22 protein-coding genes, 1 tRNA gene, 1 pseudogene and 1 riboswitch are annotated in these 21,814 nt (G+C 52.2%); of the genes and pseudogenes, 15 read left to right on the top strand and 9 right to left on the bottom strand.

Translation table 11 applies throughout. The features are described from left to right. Positions 1-55: 55 nt before the first annotated feature. From Q0526_RS02165 to Q0526_RS02145, 5 genes and pseudogenes are all read left to right on the top strand, one after another. Positions 56-490, top strand: a pseudogene (locus Q0526_RS02165) (ParB/RepB/Spo0J family partition protein); the annotation flags it as partial. 254 nt (positions 491-744) lie between these two features. Continuing rightward, positions 745-1,113, top strand: coding sequence for a hypothetical protein (locus Q0526_RS02160; protein WP_298730410.1), 369 nt, complete (start codon positions 745-747; stop codon positions 1,111-1,113). Next, complete coding sequence (locus tag Q0526_RS02155; RefSeq protein WP_298730408.1) at positions 1,110-2,189, top strand: DUF3849 domain-containing protein; 1,080 nt, start codon at positions 1,110-1,112, stop codon at positions 2,187-2,189. The genes Q0526_RS02160 and Q0526_RS02155 overlap by 4 nt, the downstream gene beginning before the upstream one ends. Then, positions 2,186-2,530, top strand: coding sequence for a plasmid mobilization relaxosome protein MobC (mobC, locus tag Q0526_RS02150; protein WP_298730406.1), 345 nt, complete (start codon positions 2,186-2,188; stop codon positions 2,528-2,530). The genes Q0526_RS02155 and mobC overlap by 4 nt, the downstream gene beginning before the upstream one ends. Positions 2,531-2,830: 300 nt before the next feature. Continuing rightward, entirely contained in the window at positions 2,831-3,142 is a 312-nt protein-coding gene (locus tag Q0526_RS02145) for a CD1845 family protein (protein ID WP_298730404.1), read from the top strand. A gap of 105 nt (positions 3,143-3,247) precedes the next feature. Here Q0526_RS02145 and Q0526_RS02140 read toward each other — a convergent pair whose 3' ends face one another. Next, a complete protein-coding gene (locus tag Q0526_RS02140) occupies positions 3,248-4,693 on the bottom strand; it encodes an RNA-binding domain-containing protein (protein ID WP_298730402.1) in 1,446 nt (481 codons plus the stop codon). A gap of 217 nt (positions 4,694-4,910) precedes the next feature. On the opposite strand from Q0526_RS02140, the gene Q0526_RS02135 reads away from it, so the two are divergent. Next, the gene (locus Q0526_RS02135) at positions 4,911-6,320 is read left to right on the top strand and encodes a relaxase/mobilization nuclease domain-containing protein (protein ID WP_298730400.1); all 1,410 of its coding nucleotides are present in this window, start codon (positions 4,911-4,913) and stop codon (positions 6,318-6,320) included. A 390-nt stretch (positions 6,321-6,710) separates the two neighbouring features. On the opposite strand, the gene Q0526_RS18735 is transcribed toward Q0526_RS02135, so the two are convergent. The 7 genes from Q0526_RS18735 to Q0526_RS02105 form a co-directional block, all read right to left on the bottom strand. After that, positions 6,711-7,034: a winged helix-turn-helix domain-containing protein gene (locus Q0526_RS18735; protein WP_366522015.1), complete on the bottom strand. Its 324-nt coding sequence runs from the start codon at positions 7,032-7,034 to the stop codon at positions 6,711-6,713. Further along, positions 7,018-9,438 (bottom strand): hypothetical protein, encoded by a 2,421-nt coding sequence (locus tag Q0526_RS02130; protein WP_298730398.1) that lies wholly within the window; start codon positions 9,436-9,438, stop codon positions 7,018-7,020. The genes Q0526_RS18735 and Q0526_RS02130 overlap by 17 nt, the downstream gene beginning before the upstream one ends. Continuing rightward, the gene (locus Q0526_RS02125) at positions 9,435-10,202 is read right to left on the bottom strand and encodes an ATP-binding cassette domain-containing protein (RefSeq protein WP_298730396.1); all 768 of its coding nucleotides are present in this window, start codon (positions 10,200-10,202) and stop codon (positions 9,435-9,437) included. Before Q0526_RS02125 ends, Q0526_RS02130 begins: the two co-directional genes overlap by 4 nt. A gap of 94 nt (positions 10,203-10,296) precedes the next feature. After that, positions 10,297-11,661 (bottom strand): hypothetical protein, encoded by a 1,365-nt coding sequence (locus Q0526_RS02120; protein WP_298730395.1) that lies wholly within the window; start codon positions 11,659-11,661, stop codon positions 10,297-10,299. A gap of 127 nt (positions 11,662-11,788) precedes the next feature. Beyond that, complete coding sequence (locus Q0526_RS02115) at positions 11,789-12,328, bottom strand: hypothetical protein (RefSeq protein ID WP_298730393.1); 540 nt, start codon at positions 12,326-12,328, stop codon at positions 11,789-11,791. Between the two features lie 251 nt (positions 12,329-12,579). Next, on the bottom strand, positions 12,580-13,881 hold the full coding sequence (locus tag Q0526_RS02110) for a GHKL domain-containing protein (RefSeq protein WP_298730390.1): 1,302 nt from the start codon (positions 13,879-13,881) through the stop codon (positions 12,580-12,582). Next, positions 13,875-14,594: a LytTR family DNA-binding domain-containing protein gene (locus Q0526_RS02105; RefSeq protein WP_298730388.1), complete on the bottom strand. Its 720-nt coding sequence runs from the start codon at positions 14,592-14,594 to the stop codon at positions 13,875-13,877. Before Q0526_RS02105 ends, Q0526_RS02110 begins: the two co-directional genes overlap by 7 nt. Positions 14,595-14,792: 198 nt before the next feature. Here Q0526_RS02105 and Q0526_RS02100 point away from each other — a divergent pair, with 198 nt between their 5' ends. From Q0526_RS02100 to Q0526_RS02075, 6 genes are all read left to right on the top strand, one after another. Beyond that, positions 14,793-15,191, top strand: a complete 399-nt coding sequence (locus Q0526_RS02100) for a helix-turn-helix domain-containing protein (protein ID WP_298730387.1) — start codon at positions 14,793-14,795, stop codon at positions 15,189-15,191. Positions 15,192-15,286: 95 nt separating this feature from the next. Further along, positions 15,287-15,850, top strand: coding sequence for an accessory gene regulator B family protein (locus tag Q0526_RS02095; protein ID WP_298730385.1), 564 nt, complete (start codon positions 15,287-15,289; stop codon positions 15,848-15,850). 41 nt (positions 15,851-15,891) lie between these two features. Beyond that, complete coding sequence (locus tag Q0526_RS02090) at positions 15,892-16,053, top strand: hypothetical protein (RefSeq protein ID WP_298730382.1); 162 nt, start codon at positions 15,892-15,894, stop codon at positions 16,051-16,053. 170 nt (positions 16,054-16,223) lie between these two features. Further along, positions 16,224-16,655, top strand: coding sequence for a sigma factor-like helix-turn-helix DNA-binding protein (locus tag Q0526_RS02085; RefSeq protein WP_298730380.1), 432 nt, complete (start codon positions 16,224-16,226; stop codon positions 16,653-16,655). A 569-nt stretch (positions 16,656-17,224) separates the two neighbouring features. Continuing rightward, positions 17,225-17,446, top strand: a complete 222-nt coding sequence (locus tag Q0526_RS02080) for a helix-turn-helix domain-containing protein (RefSeq protein WP_298730378.1) — start codon at positions 17,225-17,227, stop codon at positions 17,444-17,446. An 87-nt stretch (positions 17,447-17,533) separates the two neighbouring features. Continuing rightward, entirely contained in the window at positions 17,534-19,039 is a 1,506-nt protein-coding gene (locus Q0526_RS02075; protein ID WP_298730376.1) for a tyrosine-type recombinase/integrase, read from the top strand. 36 nt (positions 19,040-19,075) lie between these two features. On the opposite strand, the gene Q0526_RS02070 is transcribed toward Q0526_RS02075, so the two are convergent. Then, positions 19,076-19,160, bottom strand: a tRNA-Leu gene (locus Q0526_RS02070). Between the two features lie 277 nt (positions 19,161-19,437). Continuing rightward, positions 19,438-19,535, top strand: a riboswitch (PreQ1-III riboswitch). Positions 19,536-19,541: 6 nt separating this feature from the next. Between Q0526_RS02070 and Q0526_RS02065 the strand changes: the two genes are divergently transcribed. The 3 genes from Q0526_RS02065 to Q0526_RS02055 are packed head-to-tail and all read left to right on the top strand — an operon-like array spanning position 19,542 to position 21,739. After that, a complete protein-coding gene (locus Q0526_RS02065; protein WP_298730374.1) occupies positions 19,542-20,150 on the top strand; it encodes a QueT transporter family protein in 609 nt (202 codons plus the stop codon). A 19-nt stretch (positions 20,151-20,169) separates the two neighbouring features. Continuing rightward, complete coding sequence (locus Q0526_RS02060; protein WP_298730372.1) at positions 20,170-20,832, top strand: HAD family hydrolase; 663 nt, start codon at positions 20,170-20,172, stop codon at positions 20,830-20,832. Beyond that, positions 20,825-21,739: a DMT family transporter gene (locus Q0526_RS02055; RefSeq protein ID WP_298730370.1), complete on the top strand. Its 915-nt coding sequence runs from the start codon at positions 20,825-20,827 to the stop codon at positions 21,737-21,739. The genes Q0526_RS02060 and Q0526_RS02055 overlap by 8 nt, the downstream gene beginning before the upstream one ends. The last annotated feature ends 75 nt before the right edge of the window (positions 21,740-21,814 follow it).

The raw sequence follows: 21,814 nt of genomic DNA, 5'->3' as shown, positions 1-21,814 counted from the left end.
GGGTATCGAAATCTGACGAAGGAGGTGTTGAAACTTGAAAAGCAGCGCGAAAAAAATAGAACTGGCCTCGGTAGATGATCTGTTCTCCACAGAGGAAAGCCGAGCCGACGCCCAGCGGGAGAAGGTTCTGGAAATTCCCTTGTCGGAGCTACACCCGTTCAAGGATCATCCCTTCAAAGTCAAGGATGATGAGGCCATGATGGAAACTGCCGACAGCATCCAGCAGTACGGTGTACTGGTCCCGGCCATCGCCCGACCCGATCCAAACGGCGGCTATGAGCTGGTAGCCGGGCACCGGCGGCACAGGGCCAGCGAATTGGCAGGAAAAGACACCATGCCGGTCATTGTGCGGGACTTGGACGACGACCAGGCCACCATTATCATGGTTGACAGCAATTTACAGCGAGAAAGCCTGCTCCCCAGTGAGCGGGCTTTTGCTTATAAGATGAAGTTGGAGGCCATGAAGCACCAAGGCGCACGGGGAGATTTAAGAGCTTCATTAAAGGATTTGAATCAGACCTGGAGACCCTTGCCGCACATCCGCACCCGGAGGATGGCTTTGCCGGAATGGATGTGCGGGGCGATGTGTTGGCGGATAAGGAAAACGCCGGGGCTGCTCTGCTGGATGCCTGCAAGGAAGTCAAAAGCTCCGACCCGGCGCAGATCGGGAGCTATCGGGGCTTTGCCATATCGGTGGAATTTGAAGCGTGGAAACAGGAGTACACCCTACTGCTAAAAGGCCAGATGACCCACCGGGCGTCTTTAGGCACCGATCCGCGCGGAAATCTCACCCGCATCGACAACGCACTGGCGCAAATCCCCCAGCGTTTGGAAGCGGTCAAAAACCAACTGGAGAATCTTTACCAACAGCAGGCCGCTGCCAAGGTGGAGATAGACAAACCTTTCCCCCAGGAACAGGAGTTGCGGGAGAAATCTGCCCGGCTGACAGAACTTGACACCCTACTCAATATCGACAGCAAAGCTCCCAATCAGCAGGAAACCATTGTTGCAAAAAGTACACGCCCCTCCATCTTGGAGGGGCTTCGCCGTCCTATACCACCAAGAGCGACAGACAAAAAATCCAAATCCCGCGAGGAGGTGCGATCATTATGACGCCGGAGAAAATACTGGCGGCCCTTTACCAAAAGATGAATACTGAACAGTCCGAGTACCGCGACTGGCTGAAAAGCCAGCCGCCGGAAGAAATTCTGAACCATGCCCAGGAATACATTGCCCGCGAAAACATTCTTCTTGCGATGGAATCTCTGGAGCTACCGACTGTCCAAGCGGCGGCATTACTGTCATCGTCGTTTCCGCTGGCTGATACCTACCGGGAATTCGAGAAGCGCAGGCCCGGTTACATGGATGTGATCCAAGATAGTATTGAGGCTTGTGCCATGGCCGCTTTGGATGCCCAGCGGGAGCTGCCGCTCTACCGGCATCCTGCCGCCTATGCCCGTGAACAGGGAGAACTGGACTTGTACCGGGCGTCCCGCCGGGCTAATATTGTCTGCAAAGACGCCATCGAGTCAGCTATCTCCAACAACTACCAGAACAGCCGTCTGGGTAAAGACGCAGTGCCCCAGGTAATTGAGCAGTTCGGCTACACCCGCACACTCTATGTACTGGCAAACACGGTACAGCAAAAGAACTGGGATGGCCGGTTCAGCCCAGCCAACAAAACGTGGGCCAAAACGGTGAGCATTCCGCCCAATCCAGACAGCTTTGGCAGCGACCGTAATCTGGACTTTGTGGTGGACAGTCACCCCGGCCTGGTCGATCTGTTTTTAAGCCAGGCTCGGCAGGACTATCTGCGTCTCCAGCCGTTGACGCCAGAGGAAATCCGCGCTGAAGCTGCCCGGCTCCTGCAAGAGCTTCGCATGCCGGATACTCCCAACAGCCCCCACGGCACCCATTACATGGCCCGCGTTTCACCGGATTTTCTGGCCCGCGCAAGCAGCCAGGCCCACGACCAGCTGATGACGCTGCTGCCATTCCGCAGTCTGGCTCTCACCGGTATGAAGGACTTACCCGGTATCTATGCCACCATTCTTGCCAGCGAGGACCGCAGCAAAGAGCTGCGCCAGTACCGTTCCTCTGTCCGCCGCCAGCTGAAGCAGGAGTCATCCCCTGGTGAAAAAAGCGAGAAAAAGCCCCCCGTCCGCAGGAAAAAGGAAGCACAGCGATGAGCGCCCCCAAACGCAAACGGGAGGTACAGCTAAACTTCCGGGTTTCGCCGCAGGAACTGGAACTGATTGAACAGAAAATGGCCCGGCTTGGAACAAAAAACCGGGAAGCCTACCTACGCAAGATGGCCCTGGACGGCTATGTGGTACACTTGGAACTGCCAGAGTTAAAGGAACTTGTTTCATTGATGCGCCGGATCAGTAACAATCTGAACCAGTTGACCCGCCGTGTGCATGAAACGGGGCGTATCTATGACTCCGATTTGGAAGATATAACCCAGCGGCAAGAGGCTTTGTGGGATGAAGTGCATCAGGTATTGACCCAGCTGGCAAAGCTGTCGTAACAGGGGCACACGTCCCGGCAAAAGAGGGAGTTCGGCGCGTGCAGACTGCTACGCCGGACTTCCCTCTTTTTCTTTTTTCCGTATTGTTGTACTTCTAAGGATTGTATGCGATAATGAACCTTAAAGGGGCGGTGACTGATATTTACATCTGAAAACGTCTTAACGCTTTCTCGTAAGTATCTGCTGCGCGCCCCAATGAAGAAGTTTTCTCATGTAGGACGGTCATGCTGCGGTAATTCCCCTCTGCTGTGTGGATGCGTTACGCCAGCCTTACCGGAGTTGGCGAAAGGAGGTATTGAAATGAAAGTTGTATTCTTCATTTTGAAACTGGAATTGAAAATTCTTGTTGCGCCGGTAGTGCTGGCACTGGCTCTGTTCACTTGGGTGTGTTTTGGGTTGCTGTATGTATCCAGCTTCCTATTCGGTTTGGTCTCCACAGTAGTGGCATTACTGGGGGTTGCGGTGCTTGTGACCTACTCACCGCAAAACGGCATCATCCTTTTGGTGATTGCCTTTCTGGTCAGCCCACTGGGCCTGCCGATGGCTGCCGCATGGCTGGTGGGCAAGGTGCAGGATCTTCGGTATGCGATCCAGGACGCAGTGTATGGCTGAATCATCATAGGTAGGGTCCGTACAAAGGGAGCGGTCGTTTCCATCAAAAGCACAAACAAAATCAGGGTGTCGGAGCATACAGTCCCTCCGGCACCCTGATTTTGCTTAATTTTCTGGCGTGGCTTCTTGCACGGCCACATACTTCTGGTTGCGGCTCCTTGGCTTTTCCGGGATCGTCATTTGAAGCTGTCCACTTTCAATCAAAGGACGAAGGTAAAGATGTGTAAAATTCTTTGCGGTTTTGTATCCGCAGTGTTCCATGATTTCCGCTTTGGAGCGAGGTACTTGGCAAAAGCTCAAAATCTCAACTTGGGTGGTAACTTGGGTGGTGACTTGGGTGGTGACTTGGGTTCTGTCCTTCGGTCCGACCTTTCCTACTGCAATCGTGGCTAACGGAACTACGGTGCGGAACACGTCCCCCTCAATAAACTCCGGGGTTCCACCGGAATAGAGCTTTGTGTATTTATAAGTATTCCGCATTCCAGACCCCAGCTCGTCCGCCAAGCCGATTTCCCGGAACACTTTGGAGATGGGCGGGTTCTTGGCATACGGCTCAAAAGAGGACAAATGCAGGGCACCGTGTCCATGGGAGCGGTTAGCATTCTCCGTATAGAGCCGGTCGCGTTCAATCACAAATTTTGCCACATAGCCACTGGAATAATCCCGATGAGCCAAGCTATTGGAGCAGATTTCGCGCAGGATACGGTCTCTGGCACTGACGCTCTGGACACCCTCCTGCACAAATGGGTCACTGAGGTGCTTTTGACCAAAAGCGATCAGCCGGTCGTAAGTCTCCAGCAGATTTGTGATGATAACGTCCCGGTCATCGTAGCGGTCCAGGTTTTCCACCCGGAAGATAGCGTCCGTTTTGTGCTGCGGAAGCACAGACAGGATCGTGGAGTCCTTACCAAATAGAAGGATTGCTGCCAGGGTAATCCCCTCCAACTGTCGTTCGGGGTCTTTCAAAATCAGCCCGGCACTGCGAAGAATTTCTTCATCCGACAGGGACTTCCACGGATGATTGGCTGTGCGGCTGTCCGTCATAGCCCTGGCGCGCTCGATCAGGTCGGGGCGCAAATCGTCTATCTGGAAGCGAGTCACCTTGTTTACAAAGTAGCTGCCGCTTTTTCGGGCGTACAGCTGATACACAAGGTCGGAGTTATCGGTTATATCAATATCCGCTTCGTGGCTGCGGTCAAAAATGCGTCCGTGATGTCGGCATACCTGGCTCCCGGACGGGACCCGAATAACCAGCAGTGTACGGCCATCCACCGTACAGGTTTCCGGCTGCAAATAAAGGGGCGGATTGATTTTCTGCCCATTGTTGATGGAAGTCACAAAGTCCTTCTTCATTCGGTCCACCGCATCCGGCTGGACACCCAAAATCTCTCCGCTGTCTTTGACACCCAGCAGGATGATTCCACCGTCCCGGTTGGAAAATGAACAAACGGTATCATAAACATCTTTTGTGATCTCGCTGGTGGACTTCTTAAACTCCACCTGGATGTTTTCGCCGCCCTCGATCAGCTTGAGAAGTTCAGCTTCTGTCATAGGAGCAACAGCCCCCTTTCAATATCAGATTTGTACTGTCTTATTATACGGGATTTTTCACGCATTATCAAATCCATTTTGATGGACATATGATTTTCGAGAAATTTTCTGTACCCTAAAAATGCCAGACGGTGTCCGGCAGATTGCCATTTTGAATTCCGCCCCGTTCAACCAATCAATTCACCAAATACGGTCTGTGAAAAGGAGGGAAAAAGTCATGGCCACCACCCGCATTATGCCGCTGCACGCTGGTAAGGGTCGCACGGTCGGCAAGGCCATCAGCGACATCATCGACTATGTAAAAAATCCAGACAAGACCGACCACGGAAAACTGATTACCGGCTATGGGTGCGACAGCCGGACCGCCGACGCCGAGTTCCTGCTGGCGAAACGGCAGTACATCGCCGCCACCGGGCGAGTGCGCGGTAAAGACGATGTGATCGCTTACCACCTGCGGCAGTCCTTTGTACCGGGTGAGATCACGCCGGAAGAAGCCAACCGGCTGGGCGTGGAGTTGGCCCGGCGCTTCACCAAGGGCAGGCACGCTTTTATTGTCTGTACCCACATCGACAAGTCTCACACCCACAACCATATTATATGGAACTCCACCACACTGGAATGTGACCGCAAATTCCGCAACTTTTGGGGTAGCACCCGCGCCGTCCACCGCCTGAGCGATACCATCTGCATTGAGAATGGATACTCTATTGTAGTCTCCCCCAAGGGCTACGGTCAAAGCTACCATAAGTGGCTGGGTGATACAGCCAAGCCCTCTCACAAGGAACAGCTGCGCCAAACCATCGACCAGGTACTGGCACAGAAACCGGCCAGCCTGGAGGAACTGCTGCGCCTGCTGGAACAGGATGGCTTCACCGTTCACCGGCGTAGCAAAACCATCTCCATCGGCGCAAAGGGTTGGGGCAATAACGTCCGCTTCGACCGGCTGGGGGACGGCTACACGCTGGACGATCTGTTGGCCGTTCTCTCCGGCCAGAAGCATACACCCCGCAAGAAAAACGCCGCGCAGGTTGCCCCACCCAAGGTCAATCTGCTGGTGGACATCCAGGAAAAATTGCAGGCTGGGAAAGGTGCCGGGTATGCCCGCTGGGCCAAGGTGTTTAATCTCAAACAGATGGCGCAGACCCTCAACTACCTATCCGAACATGGGCTACTGAACTATGCCGACTTAGAAACAAAAACGGCAAAAGCAACATTCCAATATAATAGGCTGTCTGACCAAATCAAAGCCGCCGAGAAGCGCATGGCCGAGATTGCCGTACTGCGCACCCATATCGTCAACTACGCCAAGACCCGTGACACCTATGTGACCTACCGCAAGGCTGGATATTCCCGGAAATTTTACATGGAACATGGGGACGAGATTCGGCTGCACCAGGCGGCCAAGGAAGCCTTCAACGAGCTGAACGTGAAAAAGCTGCCCACAGTCAAAGAGCTTCAGACCGAGTACGCCAAGCTGTTGGCAGACAAGAAAAAGGCTTATGGCGAATACCGGCAGGCCCGCTCCGCCATGCGGGAGCTGCTGACCGTCAAGAATAATGTGGATCGGGTCCTGGCAATGGGGCCAACCGAACCGCAGGAAAAAGAAAAAGACCACGGCCAGCGGTGAGCTGGTCGCGGTCAAAAGCGTTCGTAAGAACGCGCAGCCACAGAATGAAATTCTGTGTTCAAAGGGGGCTTGGGGGACTTCCCTCAACAAGCGCGTGAGGCTATTTGGATAGCCACAGGCATTGCTTGCCAATCTTGTCCCGAATTCGGCACAACCAACCACTCGATACCGTTTCCATTACGAATATTCTTAAAAGCGCAGGCAAGCCGTATCATAAACGCAGATGCTTTTGGCAATCAGGTCCTGATCGACGATGGAGCCGGTCTTTCCACCCGTTACGCCCACACGACCGACACCGTCGTATCACCGTGACAGTCCGTGATTAGCGGGCATGTGATCGGGTATGTTGGCAGCACGGGGGATTCCACAGGAAACCAGCTACCGTTAAAATCAACTCCTTTTTTCCAAAAGTTTTAACCTATATCCAACCCCCAAAACTGTTTCTAAATTCTTTCCCATCGAATGTTTTCTACGCAGTATAGAAATATGGACGTCCACTGTCCGAGTTTTAAGATTGGTCGGTACGCCCCAAACCGCTGACAGGATATTCTCACGGGAAAGAGTTTCACCTTGGTGTTGGAATAAATAGCACAACAAGCGATACTCCATTTTTGCCAGATGGACAGGTCTTGTACGCAGAAGGACTGTGTGTGTTGCCGGAATGATCCGAATCGCACCGTAGGTGAGTACATCCGAATCACCGCACTCCTGCATCAAAATCCACTCCCTTCAATTCATAGGCATCCTGCAAGTATTCTGCCAGTGCAACAACGCCCATCAACGCAGCGGCAAGGATCAAAAAAATCATCCAGGCGTTGTTATACGGCAGATTTTCTTCGGCCGAGTACCCCTGCGTTGTTAAGAAGTTTGCTGCATGGAACAGTGGCCAGAACCCCAGCCATTCGATGCCGCCCTCCATGCCTGACAAGCTCAACAACGATGGCAGACAGTATCCGACTGCACTGACAAACAGCGCCGGGAGCAAGTTGGCAAAGAGGTGCCCCAGTGTCAAGGTGATGGCCGCCATGCACAGGCAGGCGGCGATTCTACACACAAACCAGAACAGTAGCACATCCGACAGCGTCACAAACGTAGGCAGGCTCTCAAATTCAGAAATGCTCATAGCCGGTGCCAAAAGTACCGGCAGCCCATAGTCCCGGACCACCTGGATCAGATGTGGAAGGCAACTGCCTGCCGCAATGACGAAAGCCGCCCCGCCGCTCATCAAGAGTTTGGCCCGCACGGTGCGCTTGCGGCCGCGCGGCGTCACGCAGAGAACCGTTTCCATACCGCCGCGGCGTTCCATGGCAAACAGTCCCGAAAAGCAGAGCGCACAGGCCAGTCCGGCCAGCAGCGTATCCTGTACATCGGCATCGCCGGTGAAGCCGAATAACTCCCGGTAGCCGCTTTCATACACCAGCCACGCACCGGGGTGTTCCTTCAGATAGTAGTTGATATTCTGGTTGATGATTTGCGTATATACATTGTACTTTTGCTGCAACGCACTGAACGCCAGCAGCGCATCACTGCTCAAAGTTCCCGCTGCTACCTGGCGCTGTGCTTCGAGCATCGGGGCAAATTCTTCGCCCTGCTCCACCAGCCAATCATAGCTTTCCTGGGGGAACGGCCCCGAAATACGGTTCATGTAATAGGCGTAGTAGATTTCATCCGCGCCGATGTAGCTTTCAGCCGTCACGCCCTGGTAGATGCCGAACCCGATGAAAGCCACAAGGACGACCACTGCGCCGTTGAGCAGGAACAGCTTGCGAGCTTCTTCCTTATAAATAGAGGTCGCGTGCGTTTTGTGCCGCAGTCCCAGCAGGAAGCCTCGCTTGGCGGCAGGCAGCAGTTGGGCACGGGCAAACACCCAACAAAAAGCAAAGACCAGAACCCCACCGTAAAGCACCGCCGCCGTCCACTCGACGAGCGGCAGGCCGACCGGCGAACCGAACCAGTAGAGATTTCGGTAATTGCCCAAAAGTTCGTTGGTTTGCAGAAGGCTGGCTAAATTGGCGTATTTAATCACATTCAATCGGCTGGTGGCCGGGATCGCAGCTCGGATGCCGAACATCACCAGCGGCCCGACCAGGGCGGCGGCCCATCCGGCAGCTGCACGACGGGCGGCCAGCGCCGCCAGCATGACCCACAACCCCATTACAAATGCCCCGACCCACTTGGCAAGCAAAAAGCGGAGCAGATATTCCCCAACTGTGATTTGCATCGTGCAGCGCATGAGGGCGGGCACGCTCTGGATTGTGCGGGTCAGCGGGCCAAGGCCAAACGTCGCGGCGCAGTAGGCAAGGTTGACGCCGTACAGCAGCGCCAGCACGGCCAGCAGCGACAACGCAAACGCCCCCAGTTTGGCCAGCGCCGTTTGCAGCCGCCCACCGGGCAGGGATCGCACCAACGATAAAAGCCCACTGTCTCGCTCCTGCCGCACAAGCAGAAGCGCCAACACCAGCATCGACGCCAGCAAAATCAAATCGGTGAAAGCGTAGGAAATCGCAGTATACAGCCCCTTTTGCGGGTAATAATCAATGGCCGTTTCGCCCAAACCGGCATACACGGCCGCCGTAACTTCAATGTTTTTTAGGTCGTACCCGGTTTCGTCGTTTTGGAAAATGGAGATGCCCGCCAGTTGATTTGCTTTGGTCTGTACGCTGTCCAGAAAATCGGTGTACCCGGCCACCGTGTCATACTCGTTGACCAGTTGGGTAAACAGGCGGTATTCCATGGTCAAGCTGTCAGTGTAGAGGGTGTAGCTCTTGTCGCGGTACATCTGCTCATACTGGTCGAACAAATCAGCGTTTTCCTCCCGGTAATTTTGCAAAATGACGCTATTGCCATACGCTAAATCCCGGAAATAGTTTTCCAATCGCAACAAAGATTCAGTCTCGTTCAGTTTGCTGTGCAAAAAGTCGCCCTTGGCGGTCATGTCTGACCCCAAGGCAGCCAAATCAGCCCCCACGGCGCGGTAGGACGCGGCGGGGGGCTGGTTGGCGGTGGGACGAGTGCCCATCCAGAGTAATAGCAGGTTGGCGGCCACTAACACGGCCAGCAGCATAGGGAACACACGGTTGCCCCATACCTTGCGCAGTTCAGCGGTGAGTAGGCTCATTTCCCGTCCCCCTCCCCAAATACTGCGAGGTACACTTCTTCCAAACCCTGGCCGGGGGCGTATTTTTCGATGAGTTCCGGCACCGGGGCAGCGTCCACGATCTTTCCGGCGCGCAGCAGGATCACCTCGGTGGCAACGGTCTCCACGTCCGATACCACGTGGGTGGCGACCAGGATGATGCGGTCGGCAGCCATCTCGGCCAGCAGTTCACGCAGGCGGACACGCTCTTTGGGATCAAGACCGGCAGTAGGCTCGTCCAGAATCAGCAGCTTGGGATCGCCCAGCAGGGCAGATGCCAGCAGCAACCGTTGCTTCATACCGCCAGAGTAGGCGGACAGGCGCTTGTCCAGCTCGGCCGAAAGGTTGACCGCCGCGGCCACCCGGTCGACCTCGGCCGGGACGGCCTTGCGCGGTAACTCTTTGAGCGCGGCCATATACGCCAAAAAGCGGCGGCCGGTGTAGCTGTCATACAGCCCTTGTTGCTGGGGCATATAGCCGAGAATGCGGCGGAAGGCGATGCCTCTCGCTGGGGTGCCGCACCAGAGCACCTCGCCCGAATCCGCAGCCAGTGTGCCGGTGATGATGTTGATGAGGGTGCTTTTGCCTGCGCCGTTGGGGCCTAAAAGGCCATACAGGCCTGGACCAAGGGTGAGGGAGATGCTAGATAGGGCCTTTTTAGGCTTATCAGAGGGTTTTGATATAGAAGTTGAATAGGTTTTTTGTAGGCTATCCAAAATAATGCGGGGGCGGAGGTTTGGGGACATCTGTGGATAACACCCTCTTTTCTAATTATAACTGATAAATTAGAGAAGCATAATTTATATCGTTGTTCATAGAGAGAGCCCGATTCGAATAAGTTTACTTATATACATTTTCTTCAATAGGAATATAGTTGGGAAGATTGTTCCAATAATCAGATTTTTCCATTAAGCGAATATCTGGGAGAATCATATCTGTTATGATTTCTTGACCGTTAGGTGCGTAGTCCGTTACCGGATATTCTTTTAGACCTATTTGCACAAGAAAAACTTGGGCTCCCTCGGCCAAGATTTCTACGTCTCTTTCGTTAGCTGATAGCGTTAGTTCATTAAATTTATTTGTTTGCAAATCATATGCCATACGAATGCTATCATTGGTATTATTGGGATTTGGAGCTGTTACTAGGATGTGGTTATCATATGTATCAGAAAGTAATGTCAAATCTGTATAGGTTACTCCATTCGATCCTTTAACAGCACCAGAGTATATACACTTTTCAGAATTGTTTTCGAAGTCCCATTGATAAATGCCCTGCCTTTGATTGTCCCAATAGTACATAGTACCGTTATCGAAAGTTTCGCTACGTTCATCTTGTTTCCATTTACAAATAGTTTGTTGTTGACCGTCTTGAGAAAGCAAACTAACTTCGTGAATCTGTTGCTTGTAAGCGTTAACTACATCAGCGGCAGATGAAATATCAGTAAAATTCACAGGGTTTAAAATGCTTTTTAGTATGATTTTGTCTTTGTACGTTCCTACGATAAAATGTCGCGAGTCTTGTGATAGTTGACAAACTTCCTCTCGCTCGCCAGTACTAATATTCAGACTTGTCAATATCATCGGAGTAGTGCTGCCGTCTTCGTTTATAAAATATTCGAGATAGTATATATTTTTTGAATCAGAAACGATGCATCCGTCAGCAATTGTCTCGTTCGATGCTAATTGTGTCAAAACTTGGCGGTTAGAACCATTAAGATCATAACGAGCTATATACCCCTTCGCGTCTTCAGAACTATCGTTCGGAAATGCGGGTGTATTCAATTTGAACAAGATTAGATTTTCATTGGTTAGTGCAAAGTAGCATCCGCCTACAGTACTTGGTAACCAGCTGGTATCCGTACTGTCAGTATGAGTGCCAGTTATTTGATTGGATAAGTAAATTCGGTTCTTAGTGGCATAATCCGTGTAGATAATATTTCCATCTCCAGTTGGTCGGTAAAATACTTCATAGCACCCTTGATCGTTCCCTATCATACCCGATGCAATTATTCCATTTTGGGAAGATATAACTTCCATATACGAGTCCGGCTTATCATCATCCGAAATACTGGGGGCGTCATATGAAGAAGCCTCGTAATCAGAATTCTGGGTTTCGCTTTGATTCTTAGCGTTTTGTCCACATGAAGAAAGGAAAATGGCAACACAGAGACATGCCGCTAATGTCCTGCAAAATCTATTCAGCATAGTTATAATCACTCCTTAGAGAAAATCCGACCCACCTAACAATCTTTCATCCAACTCAAAGGAATATTCCATAAAAAAGCAGCCAGCCGCAGTCATCAAACTATCTGGCTGCGGCTGGCGAAATATATTACGAGTTGTGTTCCCAACTGGTAGGATTGCCAGTCCAACGGCAAATTCGACCAAAGGTATCAGAAGGGTTCGTGTGCTCATTTGTTATCGTGACGCCATACCCTTGGTAGGTACCCGATTGATTGGCGAGAATCAGTGTTTCGACCCTTAATGCACAGTCATTATACGTGTTCCCAATGAAGGCGATTACATTTACTTCAGGCTGAGAACCTGAGCGGTAGATGTTTAATGCCAAATCACGACGCTGGTTAGTTGTAACGACCCAATGGCCAGAAGTTGTGTACGCCACATCCCATGCTTGGGTAATGTCTCCGGTCTGTTTCCAAGTTGTTACTCTTGTTCCGGACACAGGATTGCTTCCCCATTGATTTAGATAATAAAGGCCATTATGGAAATAATGACCGTGGGCAGTGTCTCGCGGTATGATATCATCGTCAGTCATTATTCCCCCGGGGGCAGCGAATGCCGGCACAGCCATAGCGACAGCCATCATCAGGGCCAAACAGGTGGTCAAAATCTTTTTGTTCAGAGCTTTCATCACGTAAATCCTCCTTTTCATGAGATTTTGTGATGTGGGTTGGTTTCGGAGCGGATGCCATCACCTGCGCGCCGATGATGACAATTACAAGCCGTGGTCAGTTCCCAGGTTCGCTGACCCTTCCCTGTATGCGTACTATAGCATATTGTACACAAAATTTCCACAAAAACGTCACAAAAGCAAAAAATATAGCACGAATGCAAAAACTCCCAGCTGCGGATGATGAATCCACAGCTGGGAGAGTGACGGTTTTAATTATCTATATCCGGCCAGTCAGCAGTAAAAATAAACCGGCCATCCTTGAATGAGAAGGTGTATTCAGCGTGATATTTGTCCAGAATGTCCTCTATGTTGCGCAAACCGTAGCCGTGCAGCAGCGGTTCCGGCTTGGTCGTGGCAATCTGCCCGCCTACGATCTGGACCGGGCGGCTCGGATTGATGATGGAAATGGATAATAGTCCTTGCCCATACAGGAGTTGGACGCTGACCCAACGCTCGGTTTCCGGCATCTGGCTACAGGCTTCCATAGCGTTGTCAAGCAAATTGGCAAGCACAATGGTCACATCGACCCGCGGTAGTTTCAGCATCGAGAGATCATTTACGCGAAACCGCATGTCGATTTTCTTTTTCTGTCCCGCATAGCCTTTCTGGTTCAGAACGGCATCAATGGCGGCGTTGTGCGTGTTGATCAACAGGATGCGTTCGCTTTGCCGGTCTTTCATTTCCGATAAAAACGCCTTTGCATCTTCCAAGTTTCCCTGTTCCAAAAGTCCCGACAGCGTGGAAAGCTGCGCACGGTAATCATGGGTCATTTTCCGTTGCCCTGCGTATGCCTGACTCAAAGCCTGTATATTTTCGTCCTGCACGTGGGCACGTTCCGCAGCGGCCACCAGTTTTTCCCGGTTTACGGCGCTCTGCTCCAGGTGATCGAGCAGAAGAAGGGCCACCACATCCACCACGTCGAGGATCAGCAGGCAAATCTGCCATATTTCCTGTTCATTTGGAAATGTGTAAATCTGCCAAATGATAAGTAGCGTACTCAGAGGGAAAACAACGGACAACGGTACCCAGGCGCGGGCCTGTTTGCCAACGGATAACGGAGGATGGTATTTTCGAATGATCAGTGCAAGGGCAAAAAACGCAAGTGCTCGAAAGATGAGCACCGCTGAATAAAGCGGTATATTCCAGATGTATTCCTCGTGTGTCAAGTGTAAAAGCAACATACAGATGCTATTTGTCCAATAGGAGGCAGAATACAAGACTGCATAGGTCGTTACTATAACAAACAAGCAACGATCCCAGCGGCCTTGGTATAGGATGATACATAAAACATAATATAGCGCCACCTCAAACAAAATTTTGAGTGTATATCCATGGCCACTACCAACAAATATTGAAAATACAGAACCAACCAAAAATCCTACAGCGACAATAAGCCAGTAGAGATTCCCTCGATTTTTACGGGGAAAGAAAGAATCACACAGGACAATCTGGACGCCTAAAGAAACTATATTACCAACCAGGCTGAGTACATTTCCCCAAAATTCTACCATATCTGCTGCGTCTTCCAATCGACAAATTTCTGCTGATTCTCACGGTAATTGCGGGCGCTTGCCTTCAAACTTTTTCCCGTGGTCAAAACAGCGCCGGTGCTTTGCAGAGATTGCAGATACGCCATGTTGACCAAGAACCGCTTATGGATGCGCAGGAACCCCTGCGGAAACAGTAGCTCTTCCAGTTGGGCCATTGTCAGCCGCGTATATAGTTCTTCTTTCGACCAGCCGATCATATGCAGGCACTGTTCGTGTCCCTGACTTTCCACATAGGCAATGGCCTGTACGGGAACCGGCATACTCTCGCCCTCGCAAAAGATCTCGACTTTTCGTTGCCGGGTGCGGCATACGGCAAGCGCATCCGAAAAATAACCGGGCAGCTTTCGGTCCAGTTCTGATTTGGGCAGATAGCGGAAGGCATCCACTTCGTAACCCTCCGGGGCGTACTCACTGAAATTAGTCACCAAAATCAAGACCGCCTCGGCGTTGTGTTTCCGCATAATCCGGGCCAGTTCAATGCCGTTTTTATTTCCCAAATCAATATCCAGAAAAAGAATATCGAATTTTGTCAGTGCCCCGGCGCTCATGGCGTTTACATCCGTCAGGCACTGCACATTCATAGACTTGGGCGAATAGACTGACAAAGCCAGTATTTTTTTCGCCATGCCCTGTGCGAAAGCAGCGTCATCATCACAAATCAAAATGTGTACCATACTTCCCCCTATGGTGGCATACTTCCCGGCAGTAAGATGTTTCTGTGTTTTCAAAATAGTGAATCCTCCGCGATTTGTCAATATTGAGCAGTATATTTTCTTACTTATACCACAAACATGGAATTATTACAAGAATATACCACAAATCGTTACCTTCCAAATTGTACACTATAGAAGTGCATAAGGAGGGGAAGCCATATGGTATATGAATTTGGCGCGCGCCTGTTACAACTGCGGAAAGCGAAAAACCTGACGCAGCAGGCCCTGGTCGACCGAGCCAAAGCCCTTGACCCTGACCTGCACTTATCGGATTCAGCCCTTGGCAAATATGAAGGCGATCATTCTGTGCCACGGCTGGCAGAAGCCGCGGCGCTTGCCGAAGTGTTGGGCGTTTCATTGGACTTTTTGACGAGCGGCGAAACCAGCCGGACCCTGCCGTTGAAAGGGCTGAATGAAACACAGATCCAATTGTTGCTGGAGCTGGTCCAGTCTTTCCGCCAGCAGAACGCATCCGCCTCCAACGATACACAGCAAACAAAGCCGACTCCCGAGCAAGCTGCCCTTATCGCACGGCTGATTCAGGAAATCTTACATTGATTTTTGCGTTCGTGCTGTATTTTTTGCATTCGTGCCGTTTTCTTGGCGATTTTCTTCCAGAATTGATAAAATAGCTGCATCAGGAGATGATCCCAATGGAGACTTTGGCAAAAAGCGTGACACGCTTTTTTCTGCAAAAGCATTACATTGAACCCGCCCAAGCCGAATGGTTTCAATACGGCCTTGCCCGCCGGATGATAGGTTCCCTTACCTTTCTTTTGCTCCTCCCTGTCGGAGCCATGCTCGTCGGCTGGATCGGCTCTTTCCTCTACCTGTACACCTTCCGCTTTCTGCGAACACGAACCGGCGGCTACCATGCGAAAACACCACACGGCTGCCTGTTGACCTCGCTTGGTACCATGATTGCGGCGCTAATTCTGGCAAAAAATCTTCATTCGCCGTTTCTCATAGGCGCCGTTTTATTTGCCGCGACCCTATGCATTTTTGCACTGGCGCCCGCCAATAACGCTTCCCTCCATCTGACAGCCAATGAAATCGCCGCCATTCGCCCAAGAGTCCGGCTTCGCCTTGCCGGTACTGCCCTCATGGGGGGCCTGCTGTTATACATCTGTGCGCCACTGGCAAGTTGTATGGCGGTCTCGCTGTTGGCGGTCGCTGTCATGCTCGTATTGGCAAATTCAGGGCTTGGCGCGCAGTAATGCGCTTTGTAAATATTTGATTATTTAGGAGGGAAACTGCCATGAAAACGAAAGAGCCCTTTGCACAAAAGCTGGTCCACAAGGCGGCGCAGGGAATTGTTCGCCGGGAACTCTATGGCTGGCCGCCGGATACTTTTTGGGGTACTTACCAGCCCCACCGGCCTGAGAAGCCCCTGCCGCCTCAGCCGCAGGACAAAAAGTAAGCAACTACGTGATCTTCAATAACCCCCTCGCGTCCGCCGTATCCAGTATGCGGCGGGCGCTCTTTTTATATTATATCGCCTTTTTGCCCGTTTCCTATATGTTCGCATCCGCGGGCCGCCGTTCTGATTTTTGTCTTTTCCAACGACAAAACCAGACGGAGGTACAGTCCATGAAAACTATTGACCTTGAAAAATATTATACCCATCCCCTCTCTGACGGAGAGAATACCTTTGTAGAAGTATCCGACGAAGTGTGGTCGGTGTTCCGGGCAAGCCAGCGGGCGGAGGCCGCCCACGAACGTCGAAAATTCCGGCACAAGGCTCATTACTCGTTAGACCGGGAGGACGGCATCGAAAATGATGTTCTCGCTCAGCCACCCACTCCAGGAGAAATTCTGGAGCAGGATGAAATGCGGAAAAGGCTGCACACCGCACTGACGCAGCTGCCCACTATCCAGGCCCGGCGCATTTATGCCCGGTTCTATCTGGATATGTCTGTGGCCGAGATTGCCCAAATTGAGGGCGTCGACCGGCGCCGTGTGTGGGACAGCATTCAGTGTGGGTTGAAGAAACTGGCGCAACTGTTGGACGCGGGCAAATAAAATGAATGCCGTATAGCCGAAAAAGCAGCCGGTTGAAGTCACCGCCTTATTGTGTGATTATTTCACAAGTCTGCATTTATAGAGGGGACAAACCGTCTGTTTTTGTCATGGTTGTTAAGAAAGGTTTTTCTTTCGCTGATCTTTGGCAACTGAATACACGGCAGAACAGGTACATATCCCACGCGGGAGCGAACGAGAAACGACGCCATGATGCTAGTAACCAAGAGGTGAAAAAGGTTGCCAGCGGAGCGCCCACCGTATTCTCAGGCACAGTTGTGGCATACAGTGCGCGATGATCGCGCGGGTGGATAATGATACTTCTTCACAGCCCCTCCAAGACTTGAGGGGAACCCTGTGGCGCACGCTACGAACGACGCTACGGAGTTATGACGGCCGCGCCAGCGGCGGCCTGTTCTGTCCCCATCGTCAGGGGCGCGTGGCAAATATGACGTTAATATAGAAAACAAAATATATAGCCGCACCAATGGACTTATGCGAATGCGCAAGGCAAGGCATCATTGGTGCGGCTATTTCTGTTATGACATTCTCCAACCGAGGAGGTCTTCAATATGAGTGTGTCATTATCACAAAAAGATGTTTATGCACTGATTTTCAAAGAGTATCCCGACGTGGTGAATGTCAGTCAAATGAGCCAAATGTTAGGGATCAGTGAGAAGTCTGCTTACCATCTGCTGCAAAAGAACCATATCAAGCATTTCAGGGTGGGCCGAATTTACAAAATCCCTAAATTGTATATTTTCAACTATTTGAATGTGATTGGACAAAGTTAGTCCTTATCCTTGTGATTATCCTTCATCGGATGCTAAGATATGAGTGTCAACAGCGGGTGAATACAGCTACTACAGAAGGAGGTAAAAATGGTAGCAGGACACCTGAGAGAACAAAACGGATACTATCAAATGATTCTAAGCTGGAAGGGCAAGGATGGTAAGCGAAGGGGAAAGTCCATCAGTACCGGACTGCTTATCAAGGGAAATAAGAAACGAGCAGAAGCGTTGTTGCTAAAAACACGCAAAGAATTTGCCCCTGAGAATCAGATGGAAAACGCCGATATGCTTTTTTCAGACTTTTTGGTGAAGTGGTTAAAAGACCGTGCTTCCACATTGGATAGCAATACCTATGCCGAATATGCCTATGAAATAAAGAAAACCATTATTCCCTATTTTCAAAAGCACCCGGTATGTTTGTTAAAGCTAACGACGAAAGAACTTGAAGCCTTTTTCCATTCTGAAAATCAACAGAACGGCGCGGCAACAAACGACCTACTCCTGTATCATGAAATCATTGTCGCAGTGTTCCAGTATGCGGTAGAGCTGCAATGGATTGAAGAAAACTGTGCGCTACAGGTCAATCCTTGTGCCGATGAAGTACCGATCCTTTTTACGGATTTTTTATTGGAATGGCTGGAAATGATGAAAAGCTGTGTTGAATTAACAACTTATTCGTCCTATTCCAATGCCATTAAGAGAAGCATCGTCCCCTATTTCAGAGATAAAATGCTTACCCTGCAGGAACTGGAGAGACACCCAAAACACATCCAGGATTACTACCAGTTTGAACTCAATAGAGGACTCACGGCCAATACCGTCATCCATCGCCATGCCAATATCCGCAAATGTCTGCAATATGCCTTTCAAATCGGACTTATCAAATCAAACCCTGCCGACCGTGTGGAAAGACCCCGAAAGAAAAAATATGTTGCAACGATTTACAACGACCAAGAACTTGAAACGCTATTCAAAGCCGTAAAAGGTGACCCCCTTGAGCTAGGTGTTATCCTTGCTGCTTTTTACGGTCTGAGGCGAAGCGAGGCCGTTGGGCTAAAGTGGGATGCCATTGATTTTGAAAAAAAGACAATCCGAATTAAGCACGTAGTTACACAAGTCAATCTGGATGGCAAAAACATCACCATACAAAAAGATCGAGCGAAAACAAAGTCCAGTTATCGGACCTTGCCTTTGGTTCGCCCCTTTGAAGAACTGCTGCGGCGCTTAAAGCAAGAGCAGCTGCTCAATCAAAAAGTATGCGGTGCAGCCTACTGCAAAAAATATTTGGATTACATCTATGTAAATGCAGTAGGCGAACTTATCAAGCCAAACTTCATCACGCAGCATTTCGAGATTGTACTGAAAAACCACGGACTGAAAAAAATCCGCTTCCATGATCTCCGCCATAGCTGTGCCAGCCTTCTTTATGCCAACGGTGTCAGCTTGAAAGAAATTCAAGAGTGGCTGGGACATAGCGACATCGGAACGACATCAAATATTTACACTCATCTTGATTACAACAGCAAAGTCTCGTCGGCAAATGCGATCCTTGAATTTTACCCAGAAAACGCCAGCGTGCAAATTGTTGGGCAATAAAAAAGCCCTAAACTCCAAGAGTTTAGGGCAAAGGACTGGTGCCGGTGGCCGGACTTGAACCGGCACGGATTTCTCCGCGTGATTTTGAGTCACGTGCGTCTGCCTATTCCGCCACACCGGCATTTCTATTTTAATTCCCTATCCCGTATAATCCCAATTTCGAAGGGATGTGCAGGAGGGATATTAAAACCAAATGCACTTGCAAAGTTTTGAAAGTCCCGATTTGCCAAGGTTTTTGCAATGGCATCCAATATTCCACGCAGTAGATTTTGAGTCCGTCTCGTCTGCCAATTCCAACACACCGGCAAGGGACGTTGCTATTATAAACGCTTTGGAGCAGAAAGTCAACCCCGCCCCCTTGCAAAGATACGCTTCCTTTGTTATAATAGCCCCTTGTTGAGCAACTTAGGATTTTAGGCTCCGCCGTGCCCGGCACGGCGACAAACCGGCGTGGGGCTGGCGGTCCCGCGCGCGGTCAAAATCTATCCCGCCGGAGTATTGTATGTTTTCTGTTACTGTGTTCGTTGCGGCCCTGGCGGCCGTCGCCGTCGCTTTTGTGGCGCTGCGCCTGCTCCCGCAGGGCAGCGGGCGCGCCCCCGTGCAGGGGCTGGTGCGCTGCGCCGCGATCGCGGCCGTCTATGTGGTGCTGTGCCTGGTGCTGGCGCCCTTCAGCTACGGCGCCGTGCAGGTGCGCGTGGCCGAAGCCCTCTGCCTGCTGCCCGTCTTTGGGGCGGAGTACATCGTGGGCGTGACGCTGGGCTGCTTCCTGGCCAACCTGTTCGGCTCCACGATCCTGGACGTGATCTTCGGCACGCTGGCGACCCTGCTGGCCTGCCTGGTCACCTACCGGCTGCGCAATGTGCGCATCAAGGGGTTGGCGATCCCGGCTTCGCTGCCGCCGGTGCTTTTTAACGCCGTCATCGTGGGCATCGAGATTACGGTATTCTTCACCGACTTTACCGCCATGAGCGCCCCGGTCTGGCTGCTGTGCCTGACCAACGGCATCAGCGTGGGCATCGGGGAGATCATCAGCTGCACGGTGCTGGGTGTGGCACTGGTCCGGCTGATCGAATCCAACGCCGCGCTTCGGCGGATCTTCACCCAAAAGTAAGCGATAACGAGGTAATCCTATGCGCCCGAAACTGATTTTGTGGGACTGGAACGGTACCCTGCTGGACGATGTCGAACTGTGCGTGGACGCGCTCAACCGTCTGCTGGCGCGGTTCGGCTACCCGCAGCGGTACACCCGCGAACAGTACCGGGCGATTTTTGGTTTCCCGGTGCAGGACTATTACGCCCGCGCCGGGTTTGATTTTTCCCGCCACAGTTTTGACAAACTGGCCCGCTGCTTCATGGACGATTACATCCCCGCCAGCGCCGCCTGCCCGCTGCTGGATGGCGCGCGGGAGGCGCTGGACGCCTTTGCAGCCGCCGGGCTGCGGCAGGTGATCCTTTCCGCCAGTCCCGTCGGTACGCTGCGCACCCAGGCAGAACAGCGGGGCGTGGACGGGTACTTTGACGAACTGCTGGGCCTGGGCGACATCTATGCCAAAAGCAAGGTGGAACTGGGCCTGCAATATTTGCAGAGGGCGGGCTTTGATCCGCGCCGCGCCGTCATGATCGGGGACACGACCCACGACTGTGAGGTGGCGCGGGCGCTGGGCGTGCGCTGCGTGCTGCAAAGCGGCGGCCACCAGCCGCCGGAAGTGCTGCGCCGCGCCGGGGCCCCCGTGGCCGCCGGTCTGCGGCAAGCCGTACAAATGATCCTGGAGGATGAGAAAAACGATGCCTGACCGTGTAAAAGGCGCCTGCCTGACGATGGGCGGCGCGGCCTGCTGGGGGATCTCCGGCTGTATGGGGCAGTACCTGTTCACCCGCGAACAGATGGACTCCGCCTGGCTGGTGCCCATCCGCCTGCTGCTGGCGGGGCTGCTGCTGTGCGGCTACTACTTTTTCAAGGACCGCCGCCAGCTCTTTGCCCCGTGGAATTTCAAGGCCGACCCCCGCAACGCCATCGACCTGCTGATCTACGGGCTGGCGGGCGTGAGTTGCTGCCAGTTTTTGTACTTCCTGACGATCCAGCTATCCACCGCAGGCATCGCCACGATCCTGCAAAATCTTTCCCCCATGCTGATCCTGCTGGTGCTCTGCCTGCGGCAGCACCGCGCGCCCCGGCCGTTTGAACTGTGCAGCATCCTGCTGGCGCTGGCGGGCGTTTTTCTGCTGACTACCCACGGCAGCCTGACCAGCCTTGCCATCCGTCCCCTTGCGCTGTTCACCGGCGTGATCTGCGCCGGTACCGTAGTGATCTACACCATGTGGCCCAAGCGCCTGCAGGCGCAGTACCCCACCCCCATGCTGCAGGGCTGGGCCTTCCTGCTGGGCGGGGTGGCGTTCAGCCTGCTGTTCCGCCCCTGGAACATGGGCTACCGCCCCAGCGCCATGGGGCTGCTGGGCATCGCCGTGGTGGTCGTGGTGGGCAACGTGCTGGCTTTCAGCCTGTATATGTCCGGCGTGGTGCTGATCGGCCCGCAGCGCGCCAGCCTGTACAGCTTTGCCGAGCCGGTCACGGCCGCCATCCTCAGCACGCTGGTGCTGGGGTCCCCCTTTACCTTGTGGGACGCCCTGGGCTTTTGCTGCATCTTTGTGATGCTGGCGCTGCTGAGCATGCCCACGCGCCGCGCCGTCCCGGCCGAATAGGCAAAATAATCAAAATAATTTTGAAAAACACCCGCACAGGTTTGACAGCATCCCCTGTGCGGGTGTATTATAGTA

The organism is uncultured Subdoligranulum sp. (assembly GCF_937890665.1).
The sequence above is the reverse complement of the archived record's forward strand: the minus strand, read 5'-3'. Positions and strand labels throughout refer to the sequence as shown.